This is a genomic window from Flavobacterium limnosediminis JC2902, from assembly GCF_000498535.1.
GTDB classification, from domain to species: domain Bacteria; phylum Bacteroidota; class Bacteroidia; order Flavobacteriales; family Flavobacteriaceae; genus Flavobacterium; species Flavobacterium limnosediminis.
In genome coordinates this window covers 576,467-602,102 of the sequence record NZ_AVGG01000001.1, presented here as the reverse complement: position 1 = coordinate 602,102, position 25,636 = coordinate 576,467, and the positions used below count along the sequence as shown (strand labels likewise).

23 protein-coding genes are annotated in these 25,636 nt (G+C 41.8%); 10 read left to right on the top strand and 13 right to left on the bottom strand.

From position 1 onward, the window contains the following. Positions 1-93: 93 nt before the first annotated feature. The 4 genes from sufD to FLJC2902T_RS02675 all read right to left on the bottom strand — a co-directional run bounded on the left by sufD (position 94) and on the right by FLJC2902T_RS02675 (position 4,161). Positions 94-1,410 (bottom strand): Fe-S cluster assembly protein SufD, encoded by a 1,317-nt coding sequence (gene sufD, locus FLJC2902T_RS02690; RefSeq protein ID WP_035676776.1) that lies wholly within the window; start codon positions 1,408-1,410, stop codon positions 94-96. A gap of 1 nt (position 1,411) precedes the next feature. Then, entirely contained in the window at positions 1,412-2,164 is a 753-nt protein-coding gene (sufC, locus tag FLJC2902T_RS02685; protein WP_023578249.1) for a Fe-S cluster assembly ATPase SufC, read from the bottom strand. A gap of 139 nt (positions 2,165-2,303) precedes the next feature. Beyond that, positions 2,304-3,752, bottom strand: a complete 1,449-nt coding sequence (sufB, locus tag FLJC2902T_RS02680) for a Fe-S cluster assembly protein SufB (protein ID WP_023578248.1) — start codon at positions 3,750-3,752, stop codon at positions 2,304-2,306. A gap of 79 nt (positions 3,753-3,831) precedes the next feature. Next, the gene (locus tag FLJC2902T_RS02675; protein WP_023578247.1) at positions 3,832-4,161 is read right to left on the bottom strand and encodes a HesB/IscA family protein; all 330 of its coding nucleotides are present in this window, start codon (positions 4,159-4,161) and stop codon (positions 3,832-3,834) included. Between the two features lie 174 nt (positions 4,162-4,335). On the opposite strand from FLJC2902T_RS02675, the gene FLJC2902T_RS02670 reads away from it, so the two are divergent. The 4 genes from FLJC2902T_RS02670 to FLJC2902T_RS02655 all read left to right on the top strand — a co-directional run bounded on the left by FLJC2902T_RS02670 (position 4,336) and on the right by FLJC2902T_RS02655 (position 9,664). Then, positions 4,336-5,196: an MBL fold metallo-hydrolase gene (locus FLJC2902T_RS02670; protein WP_023578246.1), complete on the top strand. Its 861-nt coding sequence runs from the start codon at positions 4,336-4,338 to the stop codon at positions 5,194-5,196. A 252-nt stretch (positions 5,197-5,448) separates the two neighbouring features. Further along, positions 5,449-5,877 (top strand): MarR family winged helix-turn-helix transcriptional regulator, encoded by a 429-nt coding sequence (locus FLJC2902T_RS02665; protein WP_023578245.1) that lies wholly within the window; start codon positions 5,449-5,451, stop codon positions 5,875-5,877. A 250-nt stretch (positions 5,878-6,127) separates the two neighbouring features. Then, entirely contained in the window at positions 6,128-7,729 is a 1,602-nt protein-coding gene (locus FLJC2902T_RS02660) for a S8 family peptidase (protein ID WP_035676907.1), read from the top strand. Positions 7,730-7,789: 60 nt separating this feature from the next. Beyond that, positions 7,790-9,664, top strand: coding sequence for a M1 family metallopeptidase (locus tag FLJC2902T_RS02655; RefSeq protein ID WP_023578243.1), 1,875 nt, complete (start codon positions 7,790-7,792; stop codon positions 9,662-9,664). Positions 9,665-9,727: 63 nt separating this feature from the next. Here the strand turns inward: FLJC2902T_RS02655 and FLJC2902T_RS02650 are convergent, their stop codons facing one another. The 4 genes from FLJC2902T_RS02650 to FLJC2902T_RS02635 form a co-directional block, all read right to left on the bottom strand. After that, positions 9,728-10,543 (bottom strand): hypothetical protein, encoded by an 816-nt coding sequence (locus FLJC2902T_RS02650; protein ID WP_023578242.1) that lies wholly within the window; start codon positions 10,541-10,543, stop codon positions 9,728-9,730. 142 nt (positions 10,544-10,685) lie between these two features. Further along, entirely contained in the window at positions 10,686-11,111 is a 426-nt protein-coding gene (locus FLJC2902T_RS02645; RefSeq protein WP_155958842.1) for a hypothetical protein, read from the bottom strand. Positions 11,112-11,342: 231 nt separating this feature from the next. After that, positions 11,343-11,957 (bottom strand): acyloxyacyl hydrolase, encoded by a 615-nt coding sequence (locus FLJC2902T_RS02640; protein ID WP_023578239.1) that lies wholly within the window; start codon positions 11,955-11,957, stop codon positions 11,343-11,345. A gap of 95 nt (positions 11,958-12,052) precedes the next feature. Next, a complete protein-coding gene (locus FLJC2902T_RS02635) occupies positions 12,053-12,469 on the bottom strand; it encodes a hypothetical protein (RefSeq protein WP_023578238.1) in 417 nt (138 codons plus the stop codon). Between the two features lie 318 nt (positions 12,470-12,787). Between FLJC2902T_RS02635 and rnpA the strand changes: the two genes are divergently transcribed. Both rnpA and FLJC2902T_RS02625 read left to right on the top strand, forming a co-directional pair. Next, positions 12,788-13,171: a ribonuclease P protein component gene (gene rnpA, locus FLJC2902T_RS02630; RefSeq protein ID WP_023578237.1), complete on the top strand. Its 384-nt coding sequence runs from the start codon at positions 12,788-12,790 to the stop codon at positions 13,169-13,171. Between the two features lie 62 nt (positions 13,172-13,233). After that, positions 13,234-14,115, top strand: coding sequence for a DUF4349 domain-containing protein (locus tag FLJC2902T_RS02625; protein ID WP_023578236.1), 882 nt, complete (start codon positions 13,234-13,236; stop codon positions 14,113-14,115). On the opposite strand, the gene FLJC2902T_RS02620 is transcribed toward FLJC2902T_RS02625, so the two are convergent. Then, a complete protein-coding gene (locus tag FLJC2902T_RS02620) occupies positions 14,110-15,225 on the bottom strand; it encodes an acyltransferase family protein (RefSeq protein WP_023578235.1) in 1,116 nt (371 codons plus the stop codon). The genes FLJC2902T_RS02625 and FLJC2902T_RS02620 overlap by 6 nt on opposite strands. A gap of 328 nt (positions 15,226-15,553) precedes the next feature. On the opposite strand from FLJC2902T_RS02620, the gene FLJC2902T_RS02615 reads away from it, so the two are divergent. The 4 genes from FLJC2902T_RS02615 (at position 15,554) to FLJC2902T_RS15700 (ending at position 20,963) form a co-directional block, all read left to right on the top strand. Then, a complete protein-coding gene (locus FLJC2902T_RS02615) occupies positions 15,554-17,194 on the top strand; it encodes a S41 family peptidase (RefSeq protein ID WP_023578234.1) in 1,641 nt (546 codons plus the stop codon). A 69-nt stretch (positions 17,195-17,263) separates the two neighbouring features. Continuing rightward, a complete protein-coding gene (locus FLJC2902T_RS02610; RefSeq protein ID WP_023578233.1) occupies positions 17,264-19,249 on the top strand; it encodes a KUP/HAK/KT family potassium transporter in 1,986 nt (661 codons plus the stop codon). 1 nt (position 19,250) lies between these two features. Then, entirely contained in the window at positions 19,251-20,063 is an 813-nt protein-coding gene (locus FLJC2902T_RS02605) for an OmpA family protein (protein ID WP_023578232.1), read from the top strand. A gap of 6 nt (positions 20,064-20,069) precedes the next feature. Next, positions 20,070-20,963, top strand: coding sequence for an OmpA family protein (locus FLJC2902T_RS15700; RefSeq protein WP_023578231.1), 894 nt, complete (start codon positions 20,070-20,072; stop codon positions 20,961-20,963). On the opposite strand, the gene FLJC2902T_RS02595 is transcribed toward FLJC2902T_RS15700, so the two are convergent. The 4 genes from FLJC2902T_RS02595 to FLJC2902T_RS02580 form a co-directional block, all read right to left on the bottom strand. Continuing rightward, entirely contained in the window at positions 20,960-21,406 is a 447-nt protein-coding gene (locus FLJC2902T_RS02595; protein WP_023578230.1) for a GNAT family N-acetyltransferase, read from the bottom strand. The two genes, FLJC2902T_RS15700 and FLJC2902T_RS02595, sit on opposite strands and share 4 nt — an antisense overlap. After that, complete coding sequence (locus tag FLJC2902T_RS02590) at positions 21,403-22,398, bottom strand: DUF4837 family protein (protein WP_035676768.1); 996 nt, start codon at positions 22,396-22,398, stop codon at positions 21,403-21,405. Before FLJC2902T_RS02590 ends, FLJC2902T_RS02595 begins: the two co-directional genes overlap by 4 nt. 30 nt (positions 22,399-22,428) lie before the next feature. Continuing rightward, positions 22,429-24,303, bottom strand: a complete 1,875-nt coding sequence (locus FLJC2902T_RS02585; RefSeq protein ID WP_035676902.1) for a lytic transglycosylase domain-containing protein — start codon at positions 24,301-24,303, stop codon at positions 22,429-22,431. A 103-nt stretch (positions 24,304-24,406) separates the two neighbouring features. Beyond that, complete coding sequence (locus FLJC2902T_RS02580; RefSeq protein ID WP_023578228.1) at positions 24,407-25,594, bottom strand: phosphoglycerate kinase; 1,188 nt, start codon at positions 25,592-25,594, stop codon at positions 24,407-24,409. Positions 25,595-25,636: the final 42 nt, after the last annotated feature.

Genomic DNA, 25,636 nt, shown 5'->3' with positions numbered 1-25,636 from the left:
GATATACATCAAATATACGATAAAGTCTTACAGGTTTTACGGCATAAAAAAACCGCCATAAAGACGGTTTTAATTTTTTATTAATGGTACTGACTACAAATCAAACCCCATATTCACCCCTAATTTCGTAGCGATGATTTTTGCGATTTTAGCCTTCAATTCCGGTATTTTGATACTCGAGGTCACCTCGCTGGTGAATGCGTACATAAGCAATGCTTTTGCCTCTTTTTTCGGGATACCGCGCTGTTGCATGTAGAACATCGCGTTGTCGTCCAACTGTCCGATAGTACAACCGTGGGAACATTTCACATCATCAGCGAAAATTTCCAATTGCGGTTTCGCATTGATCGTTGCTTTGTCACTTAACAGGATGTTATTGTTCTGTTGGAACGCATCGGTTTTCTGGGCTTCTTTTTCCACGTAAATTTTTCCGTTGAAAACCCCGGTCGATTGTCCGTCCAAAATCGTTTTATAGTTCTGGTGGCTTTCGCAGTTCGGCTGCTCGTGGTTCACCAACGTATAATGATCGACGTGTTGTTTGTCGCCAATAATGGTGATTCCTTTCAACGTAGAATCGATTCGTTCCCCATGGTGATAGAAGTTCAGATTGTTACGTGTAAGGTTTCCGCCAAACGAGAATGTGTGTACTGCTACACGGCTTTCCTGTTTTTGAGAAATGTACGTATTGTCAATCAGGTTCGCCGTTTGTACGTCATTCTGCACTTTGTAGTAATCCACAATGGCGCGTTTCTGAGCAAAAATTTCGGTAACCGAATTGGTCAACACCGGATTTTCATTCAGACTCTGGTGACGTTCCACGATTTGCACGTGTGCATTTTCACCCACAATCACAAGATTTCTCGGCTGCACCATCAGTGCCGCTTCGTTTCCTGTGGAGAAATAGATGATTTCAATGGGTTTTTCCACCACTTTGCTTTTCGGGATATTGATGTAGGCGCCTTCAAATGCGAAAGCGGTATTCAACGCCGTAAGGCTTTCCTCTTTATTTGCCACCTGATTGAAATAAGTATCAATCACCATTTTGTATTTGGGTTTGGTCAATGCCGAAGACATCAGACAAACATCCAAACCGTCATGTGTGGTAGAGGATAAAAACGTACTGAAAATCCCGTCGATAAAGATGACCTTGTAGGTATCCAAATCGTTTAGGAAGAACTTCTTAACATCTTTAACATCGATGTTGTTCTCCTTTTTCGGGAAAATACTGAAATCGTTTTTCAACACCGCATTCAGTGATGTATATTTCCAGGCTTCCTCTTTTTTGGTGGGGAATCCTTTGTTTTCGAAATTCTTTAGGGCTTCGGTGCGAACGTTGTGCAATTCGGTACCCACGTCGACTTTCTCCTCGAAAGCCATAAAGGACGAGATTAGTTTTTCTTTCAACTCCATTTTAAGCCTCTTGTTCTTGTTTAATCCAGTCGTATCCTTTTTCTTCCAGTTCCAACGCTAAATCAGCGCCACCGGTTTTTACGATTTTCCCGTCCATTAAAACGTGAACGAAATCAGGAATGATATAGTCAAGCAAACGTTGGTAGTGGGTAATTACCAACACCGCATTGTTTTCGTTTTTCAATTTGTTCACCCCGTTGGCTACGATACGCAACGCATCGATATCCAAACCGGAATCCGTTTCGTCGAGAATCGCAATTTTAGGCTCTAACATCGCCATTTGGAAAATTTCGTTACGTTTCTTTTCACCACCCGAAAACCCTTCGTTTAAAGAACGCGATAAGAACTTACGGTCCATTTCCAGTAATTCCGATTTCTCGCGGATCATCTTCAGCATTTCATTAGCCGGCATTTCGGCCTGACCATTCGCTTTACGTTTTTCGTTAATCGCCGTTTTGATGAAATTCGTCACCGAAACACCCGGGATTTCCACTGGATATTGGAACGATAAGAATACGCCTTTGTGCGCTCTTTCTTCCGGTGCTAATTCGGATAAATCTTCACCTTCCAAAAGAATTTCCCCTTCCGACACTTCGTACGTTTCGTTTCCGGCAATGATGGAAGAAAGTGTACTTTTTCCGGCACCGTTTGGTCCCATGATAGCATGTACTTCGCCTGCTTTGATTTCAAGGTTGATCCCTCTTAATATTTCTTTATCTTCTACCGAAGCGTGTAAATTTTTTATTGATAACATAATTAATTTGGAAATTTGATGATTTGGAAATTTGATGATGCCTTTTCAGACGCGTTACTTCACTTATTTCCCAACTCTAATTTTCTATATTGTTTTTTTAAAATTTAAATTTTGAGCCAATCTGAATCATTTTCAAATATTACCCCACCGAACCTTCTAACGAAATCTCTAATAATTTCTGAGCTTCCACAGCGAATTCCATAGGCAACTTGTTCAACACTTCTCTACTGAAACCATTTACGATTAACGCAATGGCTTTTTCAGTTGGGATTCCGCGTTGGTTGCAATAGAATACCTGATCCTCTCCAATTTTTGAAGTCGTCGCTTCGTGTTCGATTTTCGCCGAAGTGTTTTTCGATTCAATATACGGGAACGTGTGCGCACCACAGTTATTCCCCATCAGCAAGGAGTCACACTGAGAAAAATTACGAGCATTATCGGCTCTTGCAGAAATCTGCACCAATCCACGGTAACTATTTTGTGATTTTCCGGCAGAAATACCTTTGGAAATAATGGTCGACTTAGTGTTTTTACCCAAGTGAATCATTTTTGTTCCGGTATCGGCCTGTTGGTAATTATTGGTTACGGCAATCGAATAGAATTCACCGATAGAGTTATCGCCTTTCAGGATGCATGATGGATATTTCCAGGTTACGGCAGAACCGGTTTCTACTTGCGTCCAAGAAATTTTTGCACTTTTCTCACACAAACCTCTTTTGGTTACGAAGTTGAAAACCCCACCTTTACCCTCTTTGTTTCCGGGATACCAATTTTGTACGGTCGAATATTTGATTTCGGCATTATCAAGCGCAATCAACTCAACAACCGCGGCATGCAATTGGTTTTCATCACGGCTTGGCGCAGTACAACCTTCTAAGTAGGAAACATAACTGCCTTCATCGGCAATAACCAGCGTTCTTTCGAACTGACCTGTTCCTCCCTGATTGATTCGGAAATAAGTTGACAATTCCATCGGGCAACGAACGCCTTTGGGAATGTAACAGAACGAACCGTCGGAGAAAACCGCCGAGTTCAAAGCCGCATAAAAATTATCGCGTTGCGGAACTACAGTTCCCAAGTGTTTTTTCACCAATTCCGGATGTTCCTGAATCGCTTCGGAAATTGAACAGAAAATAATGCCTTTTTCAGCCAATGTTTTCTTGAACGTGGTAGCTACAGAAACCGAGTCCATTACGATATCAACCGCAACACCTGATAGTTTCTTTTGCTCATCGATGGAAATACCCAGTTTTTTGAAAGTCTCCAGTAATTCCGGATCGACCTCATCCAAACTTTCGTATTTGTCTTTTTTCTTGGGTGCCGAATAATAGGAAATCGCCTGAAAATCAGGTTTCTCATAATGAACGTTCGCCCAATGCGGCTCAGTCATTTCTTCCCAGGCGCGGAAGGCTTCCAAACGCCATTCGGTCATCCATTCGGGTTCGTTTTTCTTTTTGGAAATCGCGCGGACAATATCCTCATTCAATCCCGCAGGAAACGTATCCGATTCGATATCGGTATAAAAACCGTATTCGTATTCTTTGTTTTCGAGTTCGACTTTTAGGTCGTCTTCAGTGTATTTACTCATTTTTTAGTCTTAAAGTTTTAATGTCTACTGTCTTAGCGCCGGCCAACTGATATTTGGACTTTCGGCTTTTGACTTTCGACTAGAGCGAAAAACTCTCTCCGCATCCACAGGTTCTTTGCGCGTTCGGATTGTTAAACACAAATCCCTTTCCGTTCAAACCACCTGAATATTCTAAGGTTGTTCCCACTAAATACAGGAAACTTTTTTTATCCACTGCAATTTTTATATCGTTGTCTTCAAACACTTTATCATCTTCCCCTAAAGCTTTGTCAAACTTTAAATCATAAGACAACCCGGAACATCCGCCACTTTTTACGCCCACTCGGACATAATCCGTCGCAGTGTCGAAACCGTCATCTTCCATTAAAAATGCGATTCTCTTTTTTGCTGTTTCAGATACTTTAATCATAACGTTTATACAGATTAATTCTAATTTACCGCAAAGGTATCACATAAAAAGGTTTTTCCAATACTAGCTAACATTTTTATAACTTATTACAGTATAGTCGTTTCTTATGACACTTTTTAGATTGTAAATTCCCGCAATAATTGCTAATTTGCAGGCTTATTTAAACTTCATAAAATGAAACTTTACCCTATAGAAGCCGGAAATTTCAAGTTGGACGGAGGCGCGATGTTCGGCGTGGTACCGAAAACCCTCTGGAACAAAACCAATCCGGCCGACGAAAATAATTTAATCGATATAGCCGCGCGCTGTCTTTTGGTCGAGGACGGAAACCGTCTGATTCTAATCGATACCGGCATGGGAAACAAACAATCGGAGAAATTTTTCGGTTATTATTCCCTTTGGGGCGACCATTCGCTGGATAAATCTTTAGCAAAATACGGTTTTCATCGTGACGATATTACCGATGTGTTCATGACACACCTACATTTCGATCATTGCGGTGGTAGCGTGCAGTGGAACAAGGACCGAACCGGTTATGAAGTTGCCTTCAAAAACGCCACTTTCTGGAGCAACGACAACCATTGGGACTGGGCAACCAAACCCAACGCCCGTGAAAAAGCATCGTTTCTTTCGGAAAATATTCTGCCGATGCAGGAAAGCGGACAGCTCAAATTCATCAACCGACCTCAAACTGATTTTCTTGCGGAATCCGAATTAGGCTTCGGAATTTTGTTTGCCGACGGTCATACCGAAAAACAAATGCTCCCCCATATCAATTACAACGGAAAAACCATTGTTTTTTGCGCCGATTTACTGGCCACAGCCGGACACATTCCGATTCCGTATGTAATGGGCTACGACACCCGTCCGCTGTTAACCATTGATGAAAAAGCAAAATTCATGAACCTGGCAGCGGAAAATAATTATTATCTTTTTCTGGAACACGATGCCCACAACCAGATCATCACGGTGGAACAAACCGAAAAAGGCGTCCGCCTGAAAGAGGTCTTTAGCTGTGAGGACATTTTGGGATAAACCATCGGAGTCAAAAAAACATCAAATTTCAACCGCAGATTTACAGATTTCAAACAAGCCAATCAATTGAAATCTAGAAATCTGCGGTATTTTTTCACCTAAAAGTAAATTCATTTAAAATAATGAGTAACTTTCCATTCGTTTTAACCCATTCCTTTTCAAGCGATTGGCATGCGTTAATTTTGTATTAAAATTTAATTGATATATCAATTATTACAAAATCCTTCTTAACTTTGGGTAAAGAAATCGATTGTGGAAAAATTAAGCAACATCATTTTTTACAATATTGATTACAGCATACGGTTGTATCGGATGTTTGCCCAAAAGAAACTGCGCGAAAACGGTTTTAAGATAACAATCGATCAGTGGCTGGTAATAAAATGCATCCTGGAGAATCCGACAATCACCCAACACGAATTGAGTGAGTTGGTTTTCAAAGACAATGCCTCGGTAACACGAATCATTGACTTACTGATAAAAGCGGGTTATCTTGAAAAAGAAACCAATCCGGAAGACCGGAGAAAACAAATGCTTCACGTCACAGAAACCGGTGAAGCGATAATAAAAAACGTTCATGAAGTTGTATTGCAAAACCGTAGTAAAGCGCTAAACGGCATCAATCAGGAAGAACTGGAAATTGCCGATACGGTACTGCGAAAAATAATTGCAAATTGTAAATAAATCATCAATCAGCATATTATCAATCAAAAACGAACTGTTATGATTAAGCTTCTTTTATTTCTAATTACAGTGGCGATTACCGCAATGAGCTATCTTTTCATATAAAGTAGCTCATTTTTTTTTACCCCACATCATGGCTTAGCACTTAAAAAGACGTAACTTCATCCTTTGTTATAACAAAATGTTAATTTTTTCTGCTTTTGTAACAATTGGAAATACTTTCGACTTATCACAAAAACCAAGAATAATCATGAACATATTTAAATCCTATTACCTGTGCGCAGGACTGGCTCTAGCCTTAGCAAGCTGCGGAACCCAAAAAATGGTATCCACATCGGTTGAGAATATTGACAAAATGCCGGTGAAAACGACCAAAATTGCTGAAAAAGACTTAAAACGCTGGAGTCATCTGGACTTAGGCAAAGATACTATTCCGGGAATGAGCGTGGATAAGGCTTACGCCGAATTACTCAAAGGCAAAAAAGGAACTAAAGTCGTTGTAGGCGTAGTAGATTCCGGTGTCGACATCGACCATGAAGATTTAAAACCGGCCATCTGGACCAATCCGAAAGAAATTGCCGGAAACGGAAAAGACGACGACAAAAACGGCTATATCGATGATATCCACGGATGGAATTTCCTTGGAGATGCCGAATACGAAAATATGGAATATGTGCGTATCCTGAAAAAAGGAGACGACGGCTCAGCAACCTATAGAAAGGCAAAGGCCGAATACGACAAAGAAATGCAGGAAGCCAATCAGGGTAAAATGCAGGTGGATTTCATCATGGCGGGCGACAAAGCCATTTCCGATCATCTGAAAAAGAAAAATTACACTCTGGACGATGTTAAAAAAATCGAAACTACGGATCAGACTTTGCTGCAATACAAAGGGATGATGATGCAGGTTTTAACGCAAGTCGGTTCCAAAGAAGAATTTGACAAGGAAATTGTAGGATATAAAGATCATGTTTACGGACAGGTAAATTACCATTTAAATCTGCAATTTGACGGAAGAAAAGTAGTCGGCGACAATCCTGACGATTTAAACGATAAAAAATACGGCAACAATAACGTGATCGGTCCTGTTAAAAAAGGTGCCAAACACGGAACCCACGTAGCCGGAATTATTGCGCAAACCCAAAACAACAACAAAGGTGGTGACGGAGTGGCAAGCAATAACGTACAAATTATGGCCGTTCGTGCCGTGCCGGATGGCGATGAGTACGACAAAGACATCGCATTGGGAATCCGTTATGCGGTAGACAACGGTGCCAAAGTAATCAACGGAAGTTTCGGTAAATACTTCTCCACGCACAAAGACTGGGTACACGATGCCATCAAATATGCCGCATCCAAAGATGTTTTGGTGATTTTCGCAGCGGGTAACGAATCGTATGATTTGGATACCATGAACAAATACCCGACAGATTCCTACGACGGACAGCCGGAAATTTCAAACAACGTATTGATTATCGGAGCAACTTCACCAAATTACGGTGCAGGTATGGTAGCCGGTTTCTCCAACTATGGAAAAACAAGCGTGGATATTTTTGCGCCGGGTGATAAAATTTACGCAACAACACCAAGCAATACCTACGAATACCAGCAAGGAACATCAATGGCGTCGCCAAATGTTGCGGGAGTGGCGGCACTTATACGTTCGTATTATCCAAAACTTTCTGCTGCTCAGGTAAAACAGATTATCATGGAATCCGGAACACCGTTAACCACCAAGGTTACCGTAGGCGAAACTCAGGAAACAAAAGCGTTTAATGAGGTTTCAAAATCCGGAAAAATCGTAAATGCCTACAACGCTTTGTTAATGGCGGAGAAGATGGCAAAAAAATAATTATATTTGGCAATTGTAGAATCGGAAGGGAATTTTCCCTTCCTTTTTATTTGATTGAAGATGAAAAAATACCTTTTACTTACCCTGTTCCTTACCGGTGCAGTGTTCGCACAGAAAAACCCCAACCCGGGCTATTGGCAACAACATGCCGATTACAAAATGGAGGTTTCCATGGACGTGAAAACCTACCAATACAAAGGAAAACAAACCATGGTGTACACCAATAACTCACCCGACACCCTGCGTCGCGTGTATTACCATCTGTTCAACAATGCGTTCCAACCTAACAGCGCCATGGATGCTCGTTTAAAAACGATAAAAGATCCGGACGGCCGCATGGTCACCAAAGTAAAAGTAGGCGACAAAGAAACCAAAGAAAGCCGCATTGCCGCTTTAAAACCCAATGAAATAGGTTATCTGAAAATTACCAACCTGAAACAGGACGGTTTGGCTGCCGCCAATAAAGTCGTGGGAACAATATTGGAAGTGGATTTGGCAAAACCGCTATTGCCCAACACCTCAACCACTTTTTCTTTAGATTTTGACGGACAGGTTCCAGTACAGATCAGACGTTCCGGGCGTAACAATAAAGAAGGTGTGGAATTGTCCATGTCGCAATGGTATCCGAAAATGGCCGAATACGATTTCGAAGGATGGCAGGCAGATCCTTACATCGGAAGGGAATTTCACGGTGTTTGGGGGAATTTCGACGTAAAAATCACCATCGATAAAAACTATGTTTTGGGAAGTACCGGTTACTTACAGAACAAAAACGAAATCGGACACGGGTATCAGGATTCGGGCGTGGTGGTAAAACTTCCGAAGAAGCAAAAAAAACTGACCTGGCATTTCATAGCACCGAACGTGCATGATTTCACCTGGGCCGCCGATAAAAATTACGTACACGACATCGCACAGGTTCCGAACGGCGCCACGATTCATTTCCTGTACAAGAACAATCCGAAAATCATCGACAACTGGAAAAAGCTGCAACCCGCAACGGTTCGGTTGATGGAAATTTACAACACTACGGTGGGTAACTATCCGTACGAACAGTATTCGGTTATTCAGGGTGGTGATGGCGGAATGGAATATGCGATGTGCACGCTTATCCTGGGAGAAGGTGATTTTGAGGGCTTGCTCGGTGTTACAGCGCATGAAATGGCACATTCGTGGTTCCAGCACGTATTGGCTTCGAACGAGGCTAAAAACAGCTGGATGGACGAAGGTTTCACTACTTGGTTAGAGAACTTCGGTTTAAATGAAATCGCAGATAAAAAAGTAGATAACCCACATGAAGATTCCTATAAAGGTTATTACTCCCTTGTAAAATCAGGGAAAGAACAACCGCAAACCACGCATGCCGACCGCTACGACGAAAACCGTCCGTACAGCATTCAGGCGTACAGCAAAGGGAATATTTTCTTGTCCCAGTTGGAATACCTTATCGGAAGAGAAAACCTGATGAAAACCATCAAACGCTATTATGCCGAGTATAAGATGACCCACCCTACTCCCAACGATATCAAACACGTGGCGGAGAAGGTTTCAGGAGCCAACTTAGACTGGTATTTAATGGAATGGACCAAAACCACCAACACCATCGATTACGGTATCAAAACGGTCGAAGAAAACGGAAAGGCTACAAAAGTAACCCTGGAGAGAATCGGAAGAATGCCGATGCCGTTAGACATCATGGTAACTTATGAAGACGGGACTCAGGAAAGTTATTATGTACCGCAAACCCTAATGCGCTGGACGAAAGACAATCCGTTCCCGAATGTAAAACGTACCGTTACGGAAGGTTGGGACTGGGCCTACCCTACGTTTGACTTTACCATCAACAAGGAAAAAGGAAGCATCAAATCGATCACCATTGATCCTGCCGGACTAATGGCCGATATCAATAAAGAGAATAATCTTTACAAGAAATAAAGTTGAAAGCTGTCTGAAAAGGCAGCTTTTTTGTAAACCAATGCGCCAACGGAGTAACTATAACTATTGGAACATTGTATTAATGTTAAACATTATGGCCCAACTGTCTTTTATTCCGGCAGGTCCGTTTACAACATATTGGGGACCTAAAAACATCGACCTATCTTTGGCAAACGCTTTCCCAAACATCAAATTTACGGGTATGGTAAATTTATCGTTTTCCCAGTCAAATTTCATAATAGGAAAAGTTTGAATAAAATAACCGTTGGGAAACAACTTGGTAACCTGTGGCTGAAAATACATGAAGTTTTGATCCGGTCTGTCGGAGTTTCCCGCAAAGGAAAAAAATTGCTGTACCAACATCACTAACTGCAGTTTCGGTACTTTATTATAAATAACAACTCCCGTAGGACCGGCACACCATTTCCCGAAGCTTAAAGTATTAGGCGATCCCAAAGGAATGAGCACCCCACCACCAACACCGGCTATTCCCCAATTCCTTTTGAGGGCAATGGCATCCAGCAAAATAAAATCGTCGGTTCCTGTTGCGTTGAAATTACTTGCCTGATCTGTTACTGTCTTGCTTATGATTGGAGCTTCAAGTCGGTAAATTGTGTAGAATTTATCCGGATTCTTGGATTTAATAAAGGGAAGGCCCAATGATTTTGACGGGCGGATAATCCGGTTAAAAATAGCAAACTGTTTTCCACCGTTATCCAGAAAAGTGAAATTGGGCTGAAACTGTAATTTGGTTACATAAGCCAAAGGATTGGTAGCCAAGGCTGCACCGGAACTTTTTTCTTCCTCTTTAACCTGCGAGAACGATTCCGTGGAACACCATAAACCGAGAAGTAAAAATAGTAGGCTGTTCTTTTTCATTCCGTACGTTTTCAGATTACATTGTCAATTAACTAAATTATATTGAAAACCGGGCGCGACCGAAATGCAGATTGCAAAATCCTCGCTATCGCTACTGACCCGAGCGTAGCGAATAGACGTAGTAAAACCGCGACTGAAAACTCTATTTTTTCACAAACCGCTCCACTTCCCCCCACGTAGTCCAAATATCGGCCTGTAATTTTTTAAACTCCACCGAGTCCTTGCTTCGTTCCAATTCTTTGAACAACACATGCATTTCGCCTCTTAAATCGGGATAGGTATCGGTGACGGGCAGAACGGCATTCCACGCGTCCTTATGTGAACGATAGGCTTTTGAAAAGGCTTCCGGACACCCTTTGGTATCGATTGCTGCCATCCCTTTGGTATAATTTGCGATGGTCTGGCTGAGCGAAAGGTTTTCACATTCCCGGTTCCGTATCTTTCCGAGGGAATCATCTATGGCTATCACGCGACTGATGCAGTCGGTTTGGACTAAAGTCGCCCTGCTACTCCCCGTCTTACAGGAAACCAAACAACAAAGGGTAAGTATAAAAAAACAGGTTTTCATTGGCAACACTTTAAAATTGATTCCTCGAACCAAAAAATACAGAAAATAACTTAAAAAATTAATAAGTCCTATCGATTTTTTGGTACATCCTATCAAAACTTTGGTACTACCTACCAAAATTTTAGTACTCGCCATTAAAACTTTAGTGTTTCCTACAAAAACTTTGGTACTTCTTACCAAAACTTTGGTACCCGCATCAAAAAAACAGCAAACGCTATCAATTTTTTACTCTTATAAGGCAAACGAAAACTGAAATTCAATGTTTTTCGTGTTATACCCCGAATTGGAGCCCTGAAATCCGCCATTGGAAACATGCCGCAGACTCGGACGCACATCGAAATACACTGTACTGATTTTCAGCGAAAGCCCAAGCGCGATAACATCCGAAAAGGCAAAACCTTCCGATAACCGTTCGGTTTGCGTATCGGTAATCATCGGACCAATACTTCCCAAAACATAGACGCTGAATTCTTTTGAAATTGGTGTGCGGACAATAATTCCGATGTTCAGTATGTAGTCATTCACGTCTTTAAGTTGCGTGTATTCCTCCCGGAGTGCTTCATAATCGGGTTCGTCGGGCTGCACGAAATATTTGTTTAAAAGCTGGTGTGTGCCGAAATTAACCTCCGGCTGCACCACCACTTCATAACTGAAGTGTTTGCCTGTTTTAAAAGTATACCCCAGGTGTATTTTATAAAAACTGTTGGTGTAGTAGTAGTCTTTGCTATTGAGCTCCTCTCCCATTCCGTAGGCAAAACCAAGCACAAACGGTTTCTTTTCCTGCTGACTGTAAGCAACAAAAAAATGGAATAAGAGAACTGAAATAAAGAGGCGTTTCGTGTTCATAAAGGCCGGTCATTTATCCTAAAGATACTGCATAACAACCAAAAACAAAAGCGCAACCCTGACAGTTGCGCTTGTATGATTAAAGAATCAACCCATTAATGCAGATAGAACTTCTTAACCCTTGCCACTATTTTATTGAGGCTCATCTTATCTGCAGGTTCCACCGCTTTCAGTTTCATTGCAGCATTTGTCTTGTCTTCATAAATCAACTTACTTAGGGCTGTTTTGGTTTCTGCCGGTCCGAAAACGTAGAGTTCATCAGTATATCGGGTGTGATACACCACATCTTCCAGAAAATCCTGAAGCTGGTGTTTGCGTCGTTCCTCAAATTTTCGTTCGTCATTCACATGTTGTCTGCCCATAAAAGCTCCCTTATTTCCACCGTGATCATGATACATCCGGTTCTCCATCTCAGAATCCAATTCGGTAATGTGTTCTTTGCCACCCTCAAGGGTAACCAAAATCGCTCTTGATGAGTCAATCCAAATACCGGTTTGCTGTACTTTTTTCATAATGAATCGTATTTAATGTAAACAATTTATTTCCTTGTATTTCCTTCCCGGTAACGTCTTTTAGCAAAACATTATGGCGCTGAAACTGCCACCGGGACACATACCATTAAAGTTACAATGAGCCTGTTCGAAGCAGAAATGGGTAGTTCTCAACAACTTACATCCTTAAATGCCCCGTAAATTTACGAAAAAAGCAAACGGCGTTCCGGATTTTAAAAGTTAATATCGGTAATCCGACACAACTAAACGATAAGCGAAAAAGCATTCTGTTCTCCTGCTTTCATTTGGAGTCCGAACTTCGTATCTTTGCCCCTGAAAATGAAAAACACCTATCCCAAGCACGAAAAGCTGAAAAGCAAAACCACCATCGGTTTACTGTTTTCCGAAGGGAACTCGGTATCGAAATATCCGTTACGCCTGGTGTATGTCCCTATTGTACCGGAAGATAATGTGCCGATTAAAATGGGGGTTTCCGTTTCCAAAAAATACTTCAAAAAAGCGGTCGACCGTAATTATTTCAAAAGGGTCCTGCGGGAAACCTATCGCCTGAACAAAGCTTTGCTGTTGGAAAACATGGAACAACCCTATGCTTTTATGTTTTTTTATCAGAGTAAGGAACGTCTCTCCTACGAGGAAATCAACAAAAAAACCATCCAGCTTTTCGAGAAGTGCATCGAAGCCGTAAAAACGGAGGCTAAATAATTTCTGAATAAAACGTACTTTTTCCTACGGCTTTTGCGTTAGTCATTTAAAACCAAAAGCTTATGAGAACGTTAGTGCTGTATTTATCGCTATTACTAATTCCGATGGCCTGCAAAGACGCCGTTTCGGAAGACAAAATGATGATGATTTCCGATACTGATGAAGAAGTTGCAGTGGCTGCAGCAACCGAGGACGCTGTTGTGGAAACAAGTCTGCTACCGCCGCCACCAAAAGAAGATTCTGGAGCACAAATGGCTGCTTCGGTGTCGGTCAGAACAGAGGATCTTCAGCCCAAAATCATCAAAACCGCTAGGTTGCGTTTTGAAACCGCCGATCTTGAGGAATCCTTTGTATCGGTTAAAACTGCCATCACAAAACACAAAGCCTCGGTGCAGAATGATCTGTCGGGTCAAAATGACGCCTTACTTTTCAGAAACATTACCATTCGGATACCCAGTGCCGCTTTTGATGCCTTTATTGCGGAAATCAGTCAGGGTGTGAACCATTTTGACCGAAAGGAAATTTCAGCCGAAGACGTTACCGAAGAATACATCGATGTGGAAGCGCGGCTGACTGCGAAAAGAATCCTGGAAAAAAGGTATTTCGAATTGTTGGGCAAAGCCACCAAAGTTTCGGAAATGCTGGAAATTGAAAGTTCGCTTTCGGAGGTACGCGAAGAAATCGAAGCCAAGGAAGGGCGGTTGAAATTCCTTCAGAGTCAGGTGGCCATGAGCACTGTCCATCTGGAAATGTACACTAATAAACCTTCCGAAAGTGGTGCTACCGCTTCCTTTTCCGGAAAAATGGGAAAGGCGCTCCGGGGCGGTTTCAACAATGTCGCTACTTTCTTTCTCGGAATGCTTTACGTTTGGCCGTTTATCCTTGTTTCCATAGCAGCATTCTTCCTTATTCGAAGACGATTCCGACGAAAAAAAGCATCATAACTTAAAAAACAGTTTCTTCTTATACAGGAAAAAACAAATGTACCATTCAACGGCAAATACGCTTAGTGACGAAAAAACAAGTATCAGGTGATCCCCCATATTCATCATTTTGAATATCGGGGATAAAATCATTATACCGTAGCCGTTAAGCCAGTTCCGGCCCACAATTTCACTGAACAGGTAAATAAAAATGGAGTTCATACCGAACACCTGAAAGAACAGCAACCCCTTTTTATGCAGGCGTACATCAATCCACCAATAACTCAGCGCCAGAAAGAGGAGTGCAAAACCCAGGGATGCGGTTATGAAGGAAACGGTCGCTATTCGTTTGATCATGGGGATTAGATTCAGGAAATCCAATCCGTAACCAATTAGCAATAAAACCAATCCGGACAGTATAAAAATTCGCAACTGCTTGTTAGCCTGCATAATAATTTTACCGACAATGGTTCCCGCGATGGTATGCACGGCTGTTGGTAACCAGTTTATAAACACGTATTCATTTGGTTTTTGTCCGAATAAAATCCAGTCGACATAATTTCCGAAGTTTTGAAATTCCGTATAGCCCTGATTGAATCCGGGAGCAGCACAAAAGCGATAGAGAACATCGGTCAGCAGCAAAATACCGAAACAGGCTAATAGCTGGTATTTGATTTTTAAATCGAAAAGAAAAAAAGCGATAAGGGTTGTAAAAGCCAATTGCGTAAGGATATCCGTTACATCTAGGGTTTCCAATGAAAGCCAGTCCGGGTCGCTTATTCTTTTGAACAGTCCGAAGAACAACAACAGCGCGCTGCGTTTGGCTATTTTTATAAATCTGTCTTTCCACCGAACACCGTCGGCTGACTGTTTCGATAAGGAATACGCCATGGCTGCCCCTGCCATAAACATGAATAAGGGCTGAACCAGATCCCAGAAATGCAAGCCCTGCCAGTGTATATGAAAAAATTGACTTATAATGACGAATCCGAAACTTCCTTTGTCGGAGATTGCCTCCCGGATATACTCATAACATCCGGTACTGTCCAATACCAGCAGCACCATTATCAATCCCCGGAGAAAATCCAACGACTCCAGTCTTACAGTCTTCTTATCCGACAACGTATTCATAGGCTCTTATTTTGAATCCGACTTATATCAAATTTAGTCTAAAAATTAGTACGTTATACGTTTGATTAAAAACACTGTCCACAAATTAAATGGCCAAAAATTTATTATAAAGATAACCGCAGATTCGCAGATTATTTATAAGGATTTCGCTTTTAATCTCTGAATCTGCGGTAATTTTCAGAAACTGAAGTTAGGAACGTATCCGGAAGGACGCAACAACATAGTAACTTTCTTCCCCGGAATGCTTTACGTTTGGCCTTTTATCCTTATTTTCGTAGCAGGGTTCCTCCTTATACGAAGACGGATCCGACGAAAAAAGACTTAAAAAATGGTAGCAGTACTAAAAAGAAAATACATCCTCCCGGTCCTTGCGGGCGGATTTTTGTTTGTAGGCGCGAGTTTCAAACAAGATTTTTTTGAAATCGCGAAACAGATTGAAATCTTCACGACCCTTTTCAAAACCGTAAACCAGAATTACGTGGACGAAGTGAATCCGGGAGAATTAATGGACAAAGCCATCAAAAACATGCTGGCCGATCTGGACCCGTACACCAACTACTTCAACGAGCAGGATGTGGCGCGTTTCAAGATCAATTCGACCGGGGAATACACCGGAATCGGAGCGATGATCAACCGCAAGGAAGGACGATTAATTGTCGTGGAGCCCTATAAAAATTTCCCAGCCGACAAGGCCGGACTCAAAGCCGGAGACGAAATTATTCAGATTGGCGATGTGAATCTGGTGGATTTCAAGGAAGATGCCGGAACACTGTTACGCGGCGCCAAAAACTCCAAAGTCGATATCAAATACAAGCGCCAGGGGAAATTGTTGACTACGCAAATCACGCTGGATGAAGTAGAGGTGAAGGCCGTTCCGTTTTATGCGTTGCTATCCGATAAAACGACGGGCTATATCGTACTGTCCCAGTTTAATTCCAAAGCTTCCCTTGAAGTGAAAGACGCTCTAACCAAACTGAAAGGGGAGGGCGCCACTAAAATAATTCTTGATTTACGCGGAAATCCGGGCGGTTTATTGCACGAAGCGGTGAACATCTGCAACCTGTTTGTGCCGCAAAACGAGGTTATCGTAACCACAAAATCAAAATCCGAGAAACACAACAACACCTACAAAACACAAAGAGGGCCGATAGATCTGGAAATTCCGCTGGTGGTTTTGGTGGACGGAAAAAGTGCCTCGGCCTCCGAAATCGTGGCCGGTGCGCTACAGGATTTGGACAGAGCCGTAATTGTGGGCGCGCGAAGTTTTGGAAAAGGATTGGTACAACGACCGTTGGATCTGACGTATGGCACTCAGGTAAAAGTCACCATTTCCAGATATTACACGCCTTCCGGACGTTGCATCCAGGCTTTGGACTATACGCATAAGGACAAGGACGGGAAAGCCATCCGCACCGAATCCAAAAATTACAACGCCTTTAAGACCAAAAAAGGAAGAACCGTTTACGATGGCGGAGGCATCCAGCCGGATGTGGAACTGACAGAAGCCAAACAGAGTACCATTGCAGCCGCCTTACTGAAAAGCGATGGCATCTTCAATTTCGCAACCGAGTATTACTATAAAAACCCGAATCAGGGAAATACCGTTCCGACGCTTACCGATGCCGATTTTGCCACTTTCAAAAACTTTCTTAAAAAAGACAATTTCCAGTTGGATACCGAGACGGAAATCGCCCTGAAAAATACGTTGGCTATCGCCAAAAAAGAAAAAATAGACGAATCCATCGCTGCAGAATATCAGCAATTACTCTTGGCTTTACAGCGAAGCGAAGAAAAAGAACTCGAAAAAAACAAAGCCGAAATTAAAGATTTACTGTTGGACGAAATCATTAAACGCTACCAATACAGAGAAGGTTTGTACCAATATTACACGAAAAGTAATGTTGAAATTTCAAAGGCAGTCGCCATCTTAAACAACAGTGCGGAATATAATAAAATTCTGAAAAACTAAATTTCCTACGCTTTTTAGTTCTTCTGTACTTTTTTATGATAATTTTGCGCTTATTTAAATTTTAATAAAGTGAGTTCACACAGCAGCAACCACCTGAATAAATTAACGTTAGGCGGTTTAATTGTAACCTTAGGGATTATTTACGGAGACATTGGTACTTCTCCGCTTTACGTAATGAAGGCCATTGTTGGCAAGCAGGCGATTAACCCGGACGTTGTTCTTGGTGCCATTTCCTGTATTTTCTGGACACTGACCCTACAAACTACTTTAAAATATGTAGTTTTAACGCTTAGGGCGGACAACAAAGGGGAGGGTGGTATTTTTTCCCTGTACACTTTGGTTAAAAAACTAAAGAAAAAATGGTTGCTGGTGCCCGCCATCATTGGAGGGAGTGCTCTTTTGGCGGACGGTATCATTACTCCGCCCATTTCAGTATCCTCCGCAATTGAGGGATTAAAGACGTACAACCACGATTTAAATACGATTCCGATTGTTATCGCGATTCTGTTCATTCTCTTTTTCATACAACGCTTCGGAACCAAATTTGTCGGTAAGTTTTTCGGCCCGATGATGTTACTTTGGTTCGGAATGTTGGGCGTCTTGGGAGCGATCCATTTGTTAGGGAACATCGCTGTCCTTAAGGCCTTAAATCCGTATTATGCCATTCATTTATTGCAGGTACACCACGAAGGTTTCTATGTTTTGGGGTATGTCTTCCTTTGTACTACGGGAGCCGAGGCGTTGTACAGCGATTTGGGTCACTGCGGAATTAAAAACATCCGTATCAGCTGGATTTTCGTAAAAACCATGTTAGTAATCAACTATTTCGGGCAGGGTGCTTATCTGATTGCCAACAGCGGAAAAACCTTAACCGAATTGAGCGGCAGCGCAAGTAACCCAGGAAATCCTTTCTATTTGGTAATGCCGGATTGGTTTTTACCGTTCGGGATCGCGATTGCCACTTCAGCGGCCGTTATCGCATCACAGGCCTTGATCAGTGGTTCGTTCACCCTGATTTCGGAAGCCATGCGTCTGAACTTATGGCCGAAAGTACGCGTGAAATATCCAACCGAATTAAAAGGGCAATTGTACATTCCGTCCATCAACTGGTTGTTATTCCTAGGCTGTGTATTCATTGTAGTGCACTTTGAAGAATCCGGAAACATGGAAGCGGCCTACGGTCTGGCTATCGTTCTTTGTATGATCATGACCACTATTTTGTTAGGTTTCTTTATGGTCTTAAAACGCTACAATCCGATCTTTATCATTCTAGTTCTGGTGACCTATTTATCGATTGAATTCTCCTTCTTCTTAGCCAATATTGAAAAATTCCCTCACGGCGGTTACGTTTCGGTATTTATAGCCGGTATCCTGGCCTTTGTGATGGTGATTTGGTTCACGGCGAAGAAAATCAGAAAAGAATACACCGAATTCGTGAAGCTCGACAACTTCAAAAAGGTAATATCCGATTTGAGTAACGACCTTTCCATTCCGAAATATGCCACACACCTGATTTACCTAACCAACTCAGGGATGAGTGAGGAAATTGAATCAAAAATTGTATATTCGATTTTACAAAAACGACCAAAACGCGCCGATATTTATTGGTTTGTACACGTGAATGTGACCGATGAGCCTTATGAAATGGAATACCGTGTACGCGAAATGGTAAAAGACGACATTATCCGTGTGGATTTCTATCTGGGCTTCCGTGTGGCACCGCGTATTAACCTGCTTTTCAAAAAAGTGGTGCAGGATATGGTGAAAAACGGAGAAGTAGACATTACCAGCCGCTACGAATCGTTGCACAGAAATAATGTAATCGGCGATTTCAAATTCGTTCTTATTGAGAAGTTTATGTCGTATGACAATGATTTCCCATGGTATGAAAGAATAATTTTAGATCTTTACTTTTTGCTGAAAAAAGTCAGTCTATCAGAAGAAGAAGCATTTGGATTGGACAGCAGCTCGGTAAAAGTAGAACAATACCCTATACTGATTCACCCGCCGTCAGATATTAACCTGCACCGGATTAAAGACCGTAGTCATCACTAAAATGAAAAAAATTGTATTCCTGTTGCTGCTGCTTACACATCTTGCCAATGCGCAGGAAGAAGTAGTACATTCCGTGTATTTCGAGTTCGATAAATTCCGCCTTGATGAAAAACAGGCGAACGAGGTGGTAGCCTTCGTGAAAGCGATTGACACCTCAAGAATCGAAAGCGTTCAGATATACGGCTATTGCGATGACAGGGGAAAAGATGCCTACAATTACAAACTGTCCAGCAACAGGGCCAACACGATAAAAAACAAACTGATTGAAAAAGGAATCAAAAACGTGATTATCGTTACCATTGAAGGAAAAGGACGTATTCTGATTGATGACGATATTATTGAAAACCTTCCCGAAGTACGCCAGAAAAACCGACGTGTCGACGTGGTGATGAACTTCAAACCGGTGCCGCCAAAACCGATACCGGGAGTTTACAAAGACATCAAAAAGGATCTGATTGTAGGCGACCGCATCTATCTGGATAAGATTTTATTCGACAACGGCAGCAGCAAGCTTACCTCAAAATCAAAACTGGAACTGGAGCGCATTGCGCGTCTTCTGCACAAATACAAAAACATTAATTTTGAAATACAGGGGCATATCTGTTGCACCCCAACGTTTCAGAGGGAAGCCATCGATAAAGATACCCGAAAAAGAATGCTCTCGATAAACAGGGCAGAAACGGTCTACAAGTATCTGATTAGTAAACGAATCGACAAAAACAGAATGACTTTTAAAGGCTACGGAAACACCAGGCCTTTGGGAAATGGTCCGGATCAGGACAGACGTGTGGAATTGGTTATTACGAAAATCTAACAGCTTATGAAGCAAATTTTCACTTTCCTTTTTTTATTCGGCCTTACCATTAGCCATTCTCAGGAACTAACGCAGGTGAAGACCGATAAATATTCCGTTTATTTTGATTTCGACAAGCACAAACTAACCGATGAGGAAGACCAAAGACTCAACGATTACATAAAAAGTCTGGGGAACATCGTAATTCTTTCCATAGGTCTTGAAGGTTTCTGCGACGACAGAGGAAGTATCGAATACAACAGAGCGCTGTCGCAACGACGTGCCAAAACCGTATCCGACATCCTTCAGGAAATTGCCTCCAAACAGAAAAACGTGGAAGGAAGGGGTAAAATCGATTTACGGATTACCGAACTGCAACTCAGCGAAGATGAGTTAGACGCCACACGACAATTAAACCGTAGGGTGGACATTTATCTGGAATATTTTCACAATGATTTTATCGATTTAAGCAAGCCAAAGGATTCCCTTCCAACGAAAGTGCAGGTGGAAAACCGTCAGCTTCGTCTCAAAACGTTTGAAGACCGCCCGTTAAAGGTAGGGGATATCATCAAGTTGAAGGATTTGTATTTTGAAGGAGGACGTGCGGTATTGTTGCGTAAATCCGAAAAACAACTGGAGAAACTCCTGAACGAACTGAGAAACAATCCGAATTTTAAATTTCAGATCCAAGGCCATGTGTGCTGCATCGATACCCAATATTTTCGTGATGCCGTAGACGAGGATACCGGAATCAGTAACCTTTCCGAATCCAGGGCCAAAGCCATTTTCGCTTACCTAAAGGCCAACGGAATTCCCGAAGAACGCATGAGTTACAAGGGTTTCGGACGTGATTATCCTTTGGAAAATGAGAAGGAACGCAACAACAAACGCGTGGAAATCAGCATTACCAGCATCGATTAACCCCGTTTCATTTCGATGTGCGGAATATCGTCTTCCAGATACATTTCGCTCGTTGGCACAAATCCGTGACTTTCATAAAACTTCTGCAGGTACAGTTGTGCCGATATGGTGATTTTCGATGCGCCAAAGTGTTCCGAAATTCCTTTTATGGATTCCTTTATCAGATCATGACCCCATTTCTTATCGCGATAACCGGGTTTTACAATCACCCTTCCGATCGATGCATTCTCAAAATAATCCCCCGGAGCAAATAAACGCGCATAAGCCACCAGAACGCCTTCATACACTGCTAAAACATGCAGCGCTTTCTCGTCCTTACCGTCAATGTCCTGATAAACGCAATTTTGTTCCACTACAAACACTTCGGAACGCAATTGCAGTATTTGGTATAGTTCAGCGAGAGAAAGTGCCTTAAAAGGCTTTATTTTGAATTCCGGCTTCATTTTTTCTTTGGTTTTAGAAATTGTGTGGATTTTATAATCGATTCCAACTCAAAAATCACATCTCTTTTGGTACTCGACGGATTATAAGCGAAACCTTCCACAATGATGTAACGTCTGTTTCGGGTATCTTTTATCACATAGTTCAGAAACGGACCGTTCATGAAGTTGTTCTGCAGTTCCCAGGTACCGCGCATTTCGAAAGCGGGTTTCTCGTCGATTTTGGTTTCCGAAACATAAGGATAATAACTTTCCTCGGTGCGCATGCTGGATTTGTCCAACATTCCATGTATGTATTTTTTTCCGATGGAATCCCGAATGCGAATCGTATTATCCACCACATTTCCGTGTTTATACGCCGAAAGCGGTACCTGATAAATAAGCAAACTCGAATTTCCCGACGGCATATCCTTCTTAAGCCAGACAAACCGGTTCTTCATAAGGGCATAACTGAAGGTATTGGGAATCTGCATTGAAACATTGAATTTCTGACGGATTTTCTTATCGTCAAACAATGCTTCAGCGGTTGCTTTCTGACTTTCGATTATTTCAGAATAACTGATGCTGCCGGTTAATGCATCCGAATGCAATTCTATGGTCTGGATAATTTCATTCCAATTGTGCCCGCTGATGTAAAAGATATTTTGCGGTACGGCGTACTTGTCCATCACGTGTTTGAACTCGGGTTCGGGCGCTTTGGAAATAACCACGATATTGCGGGCCAGTTTCACATTGCTGTTGAAAATTTTCGGGGAATACTGATTCAGGGTAAAAAGCGGTTCTTCTTCCTGAAGACCGTCAACAGGAGCGGCCAGTTTTTTTCGGAGCACATCACCGATTTCACCATTCCACAAAACATCATCGATAATAACGGAAACCGAATTGATGTTTCCGGTGGATGCCGGTAAAACCAAATCATCCTTCTTAACCGTTTTCTCGCAGGCGGTTAAAAACAGAAGCAGGAGCAGGCCGAAAAAAAAATTCGCTTTTCTCACAGTGTTGTTTTGAAAAGCGAATTTACTAAATTATCCGTTGATTTTGAGTTTCATGCCAGGTCTAATATTATCCCCGTCAATGTTGTTGAGTTTTCTGATCTTGGCTACCGTAGTACCCTTCTTTTTGGAAATGCTAAGTAAAGAATCACCTTTCTGAACCACATACATGTGTTCTTTTTCAAGACTTCTTTCCTTAATCGATTTCTTGGTATCTTGTTTCTCGTCTTTCTCGACCGAAGCAACTGCATCTTCAGTAGCCTGGATTTTCAATTCCTGACCGGCTTTGATTCCTTCATTATCAAGTTTATTCCATTCATTTAGTTGTGCGATGGTTACATTGTTTTTCTTAGCTATTTGCGTAAGATTCTCTCCTTTTTGCACCACGTAAATTTTCTCATTTGCAGCAACTTCAGTTTTAGGCTCCGCAGTTTTTACGATTGGATCTTCCGTTTTAACCGTGTCCTTTTTCTTCTTAACCGACGATTTTTCGGCAACCACTACTGAAGTTTCGTATTGGATTTTCAGTTTCTGCCCTTTATTGACAGCGGTTCCTTTTATTTTATTCCATTTTTTCAAATCGGCAACGGACACATTGTATTTATCGGAGATCTCGGAAAGGTTGTCCCCGCTTTTAACCGTGTGGATTTTCGTTTTAATTTTTTTAACCGATTTTGTTTTCACCACTTCTTCCTCAAAATCAGCGGTTTCGGCATTGGACGCAATCGCTGTTTGAGTCGAATCGGAAACGATCGTTCTCGGTTTTTTCACTTTGAATTGCTGTCTTTCTCTTTTGCTGTCTTCGTAATCGATATAGGTATACACCTTGTCTTCGTTGGAAGTGAAAATTGCCAATTTATTTTTCGGCAGACGGATATAATGGGCTTTATCGGAAACGAACGGCACCACATTGCGTTTGTAAATCGGATTTAAGAAACGCAACTGTTCTTCCGGCATGTCCAGCAAATCGGCAATCTGTTTGAACGACATCTGTTTTTTTACCATTACCGTATCGGTTTCAAAGTAAGTCGTCGAAGCTTTTTTAGGTACGATGCCGTGCTCTTTTCTGTATTCGTAGATGTACATCGTTGCATAGAATGCTGGCAAATAACCCTGAGTTTCCGGATGCATGTGCTTTCTGATGTTCCAGTAATTGGTCTGCCCGCCCGAACGACGGATCGCTTTGGAAATATTTCCGGGTCCGGTATTATACGAAGCCAATACCAAATCCCAATCTCCAAAAATTTTATACATATTGGTGAAATACTGGCACGCGGCTTCGGTAGCTTTCAACGGATCGTAACGCTCATCCACATACGAATTCACCTCAAGTTTGTACTGTTTCCCGGTTTCGTACATGAACTGCCATAAACCGCTGGCACCCACTCTGGATTTTGCTAACGGATTCAAAGCCGATTCTACAATTGCCAAATATTTGATTTCCAACGGAAGATCGTATTTCGATAAACTGGCTTCAAACATCGGGAAATAATATTCCGAAACCGCCATCAGACGCTCAAAAGCACGTGGACGGTTTTTCAGAAACGATTTGATCACGTTTTCCACCGTGGGATTGTACTCCACATTAAACGGTGATTTCTCGTCCAGTTTTTGCAGACGCTCTTTTAAAAGCTCAGTAGATAAATTATACGAAACAGTTTCGCCGGAATTCACCTGAGCGATTTCCGTCTGCATTTCTTCATAAAGTTCTTGATTATTCAGCTCCTTCATCCACATTTCGTCGATGCAGTTGCTAGTCTCATGGTAAGCGAAAGTAGCTTTAATGGAATCAAGATACGATAGCTTTGGGGCTTGCGTAATCTGAACCTCTTTTTCGGCGGTCTCCTGGGCCGTAGCAACCAGAGAGAAAATCCCGAAAATCAGGGAAAATACTTTTGTCTTATTCATATATACATTTTTATAATCCATTATCATTCAGTCTTTTACAAGTAATGCAAACATAATAGCTTATAACTTATAATTTTATAAAATATTGTTAAAAAGTATAAAATTAATTTTCGATGGCTGCAATTCCCGGTAATGTTTTTCCTTCCAACATCTCAAGCATTGCCCCGCCACCAGTGGAAACGTAGCTCATTTTCGGCTCCAATCCGAACTGCTTAACCGCAGCCACAGAATCACCGCCTCCTACTAAAGAAAACGCGCCGTTTTTAGTAGCTTCTGCAATAAAATTCCCTAAAGTGATGGTCCCGTCAGCAAATTTATCCAATTCAAAAACACCTAAAGGTCCGTTCCAAAGGATGGTTTTTGAATTTTTGATTACGTCTTTTAAGGCTTCTAATGATTTCGGACCCACATCCAAACCTTGCCATCCTTCCGGAATGTTGTAAACGTCGACTATCTGCGTATTGGCTTCGTTTGAAAAAGCATCAGCGGCAACCATGTCCACAGGCAAGTGAATCTGTACATTTTTCGCTTTGGCTTTTTCCAAGATTTCCAGCGCCAACGCCATTTTATCATCCTCACAAATTGAGTTTCCGATTTTACCGCCCAACGCTTTGATAAACGTAAACGTCATTCCGCCACCAATGATCATGTGGTCGATCTTATCCAGAACGTTCTCGATAACTGTAATTTTAGAAGACACTTTTGATCCTCCAAGTACTGCCGTTACCGGTTTTTCTGAATTATTTAATACTTTGTTTAAACTTTCGATTTCTTTCGCCAATAACATTCCGAAACATTTATGCTCCGGGAAAAACTGTGCGATAATGGTTGTCGAAGCGTGTGCTCTGTGCGCCGTTCCGAAAGCATCATTCACGTAAATGTCACCTAGTTTTGCTAATTTTTCAGCAAAGGCTACATCGCCTTTTTCTTCTTCGGCATAGAAACGAAGATTTTCCAAGAGCAAAACTTCACCTGATTGTAGATCCGCTACGGCATTTTCCGCAATTTCTCCGATACAATCGGAAGCGAATTTAACGGGAACGCCCAATACTTCTGCGGTTTTAGCTACAATATGCTTCAGCGAATATTTTGCTTCAACACCTTTTGGTCTTCCCAGGTGTGACATTAAAATTACACTGCCTCCGTCTTTTAAAATCTTATCAATTGTAGGTTTCGCTGCTTCAATACGGTTCGCATCGGTTACATTAAATTGGTCATCCAACGGTACGTTAAAATCGACACGGATAATGGCTTTTTTTCCTTCAAAATTAAAATCGGCAAGAGTCTTCATTGTGTATTTTTTTGTTGATTGTTTAGTCTGTAATCTGCAAAT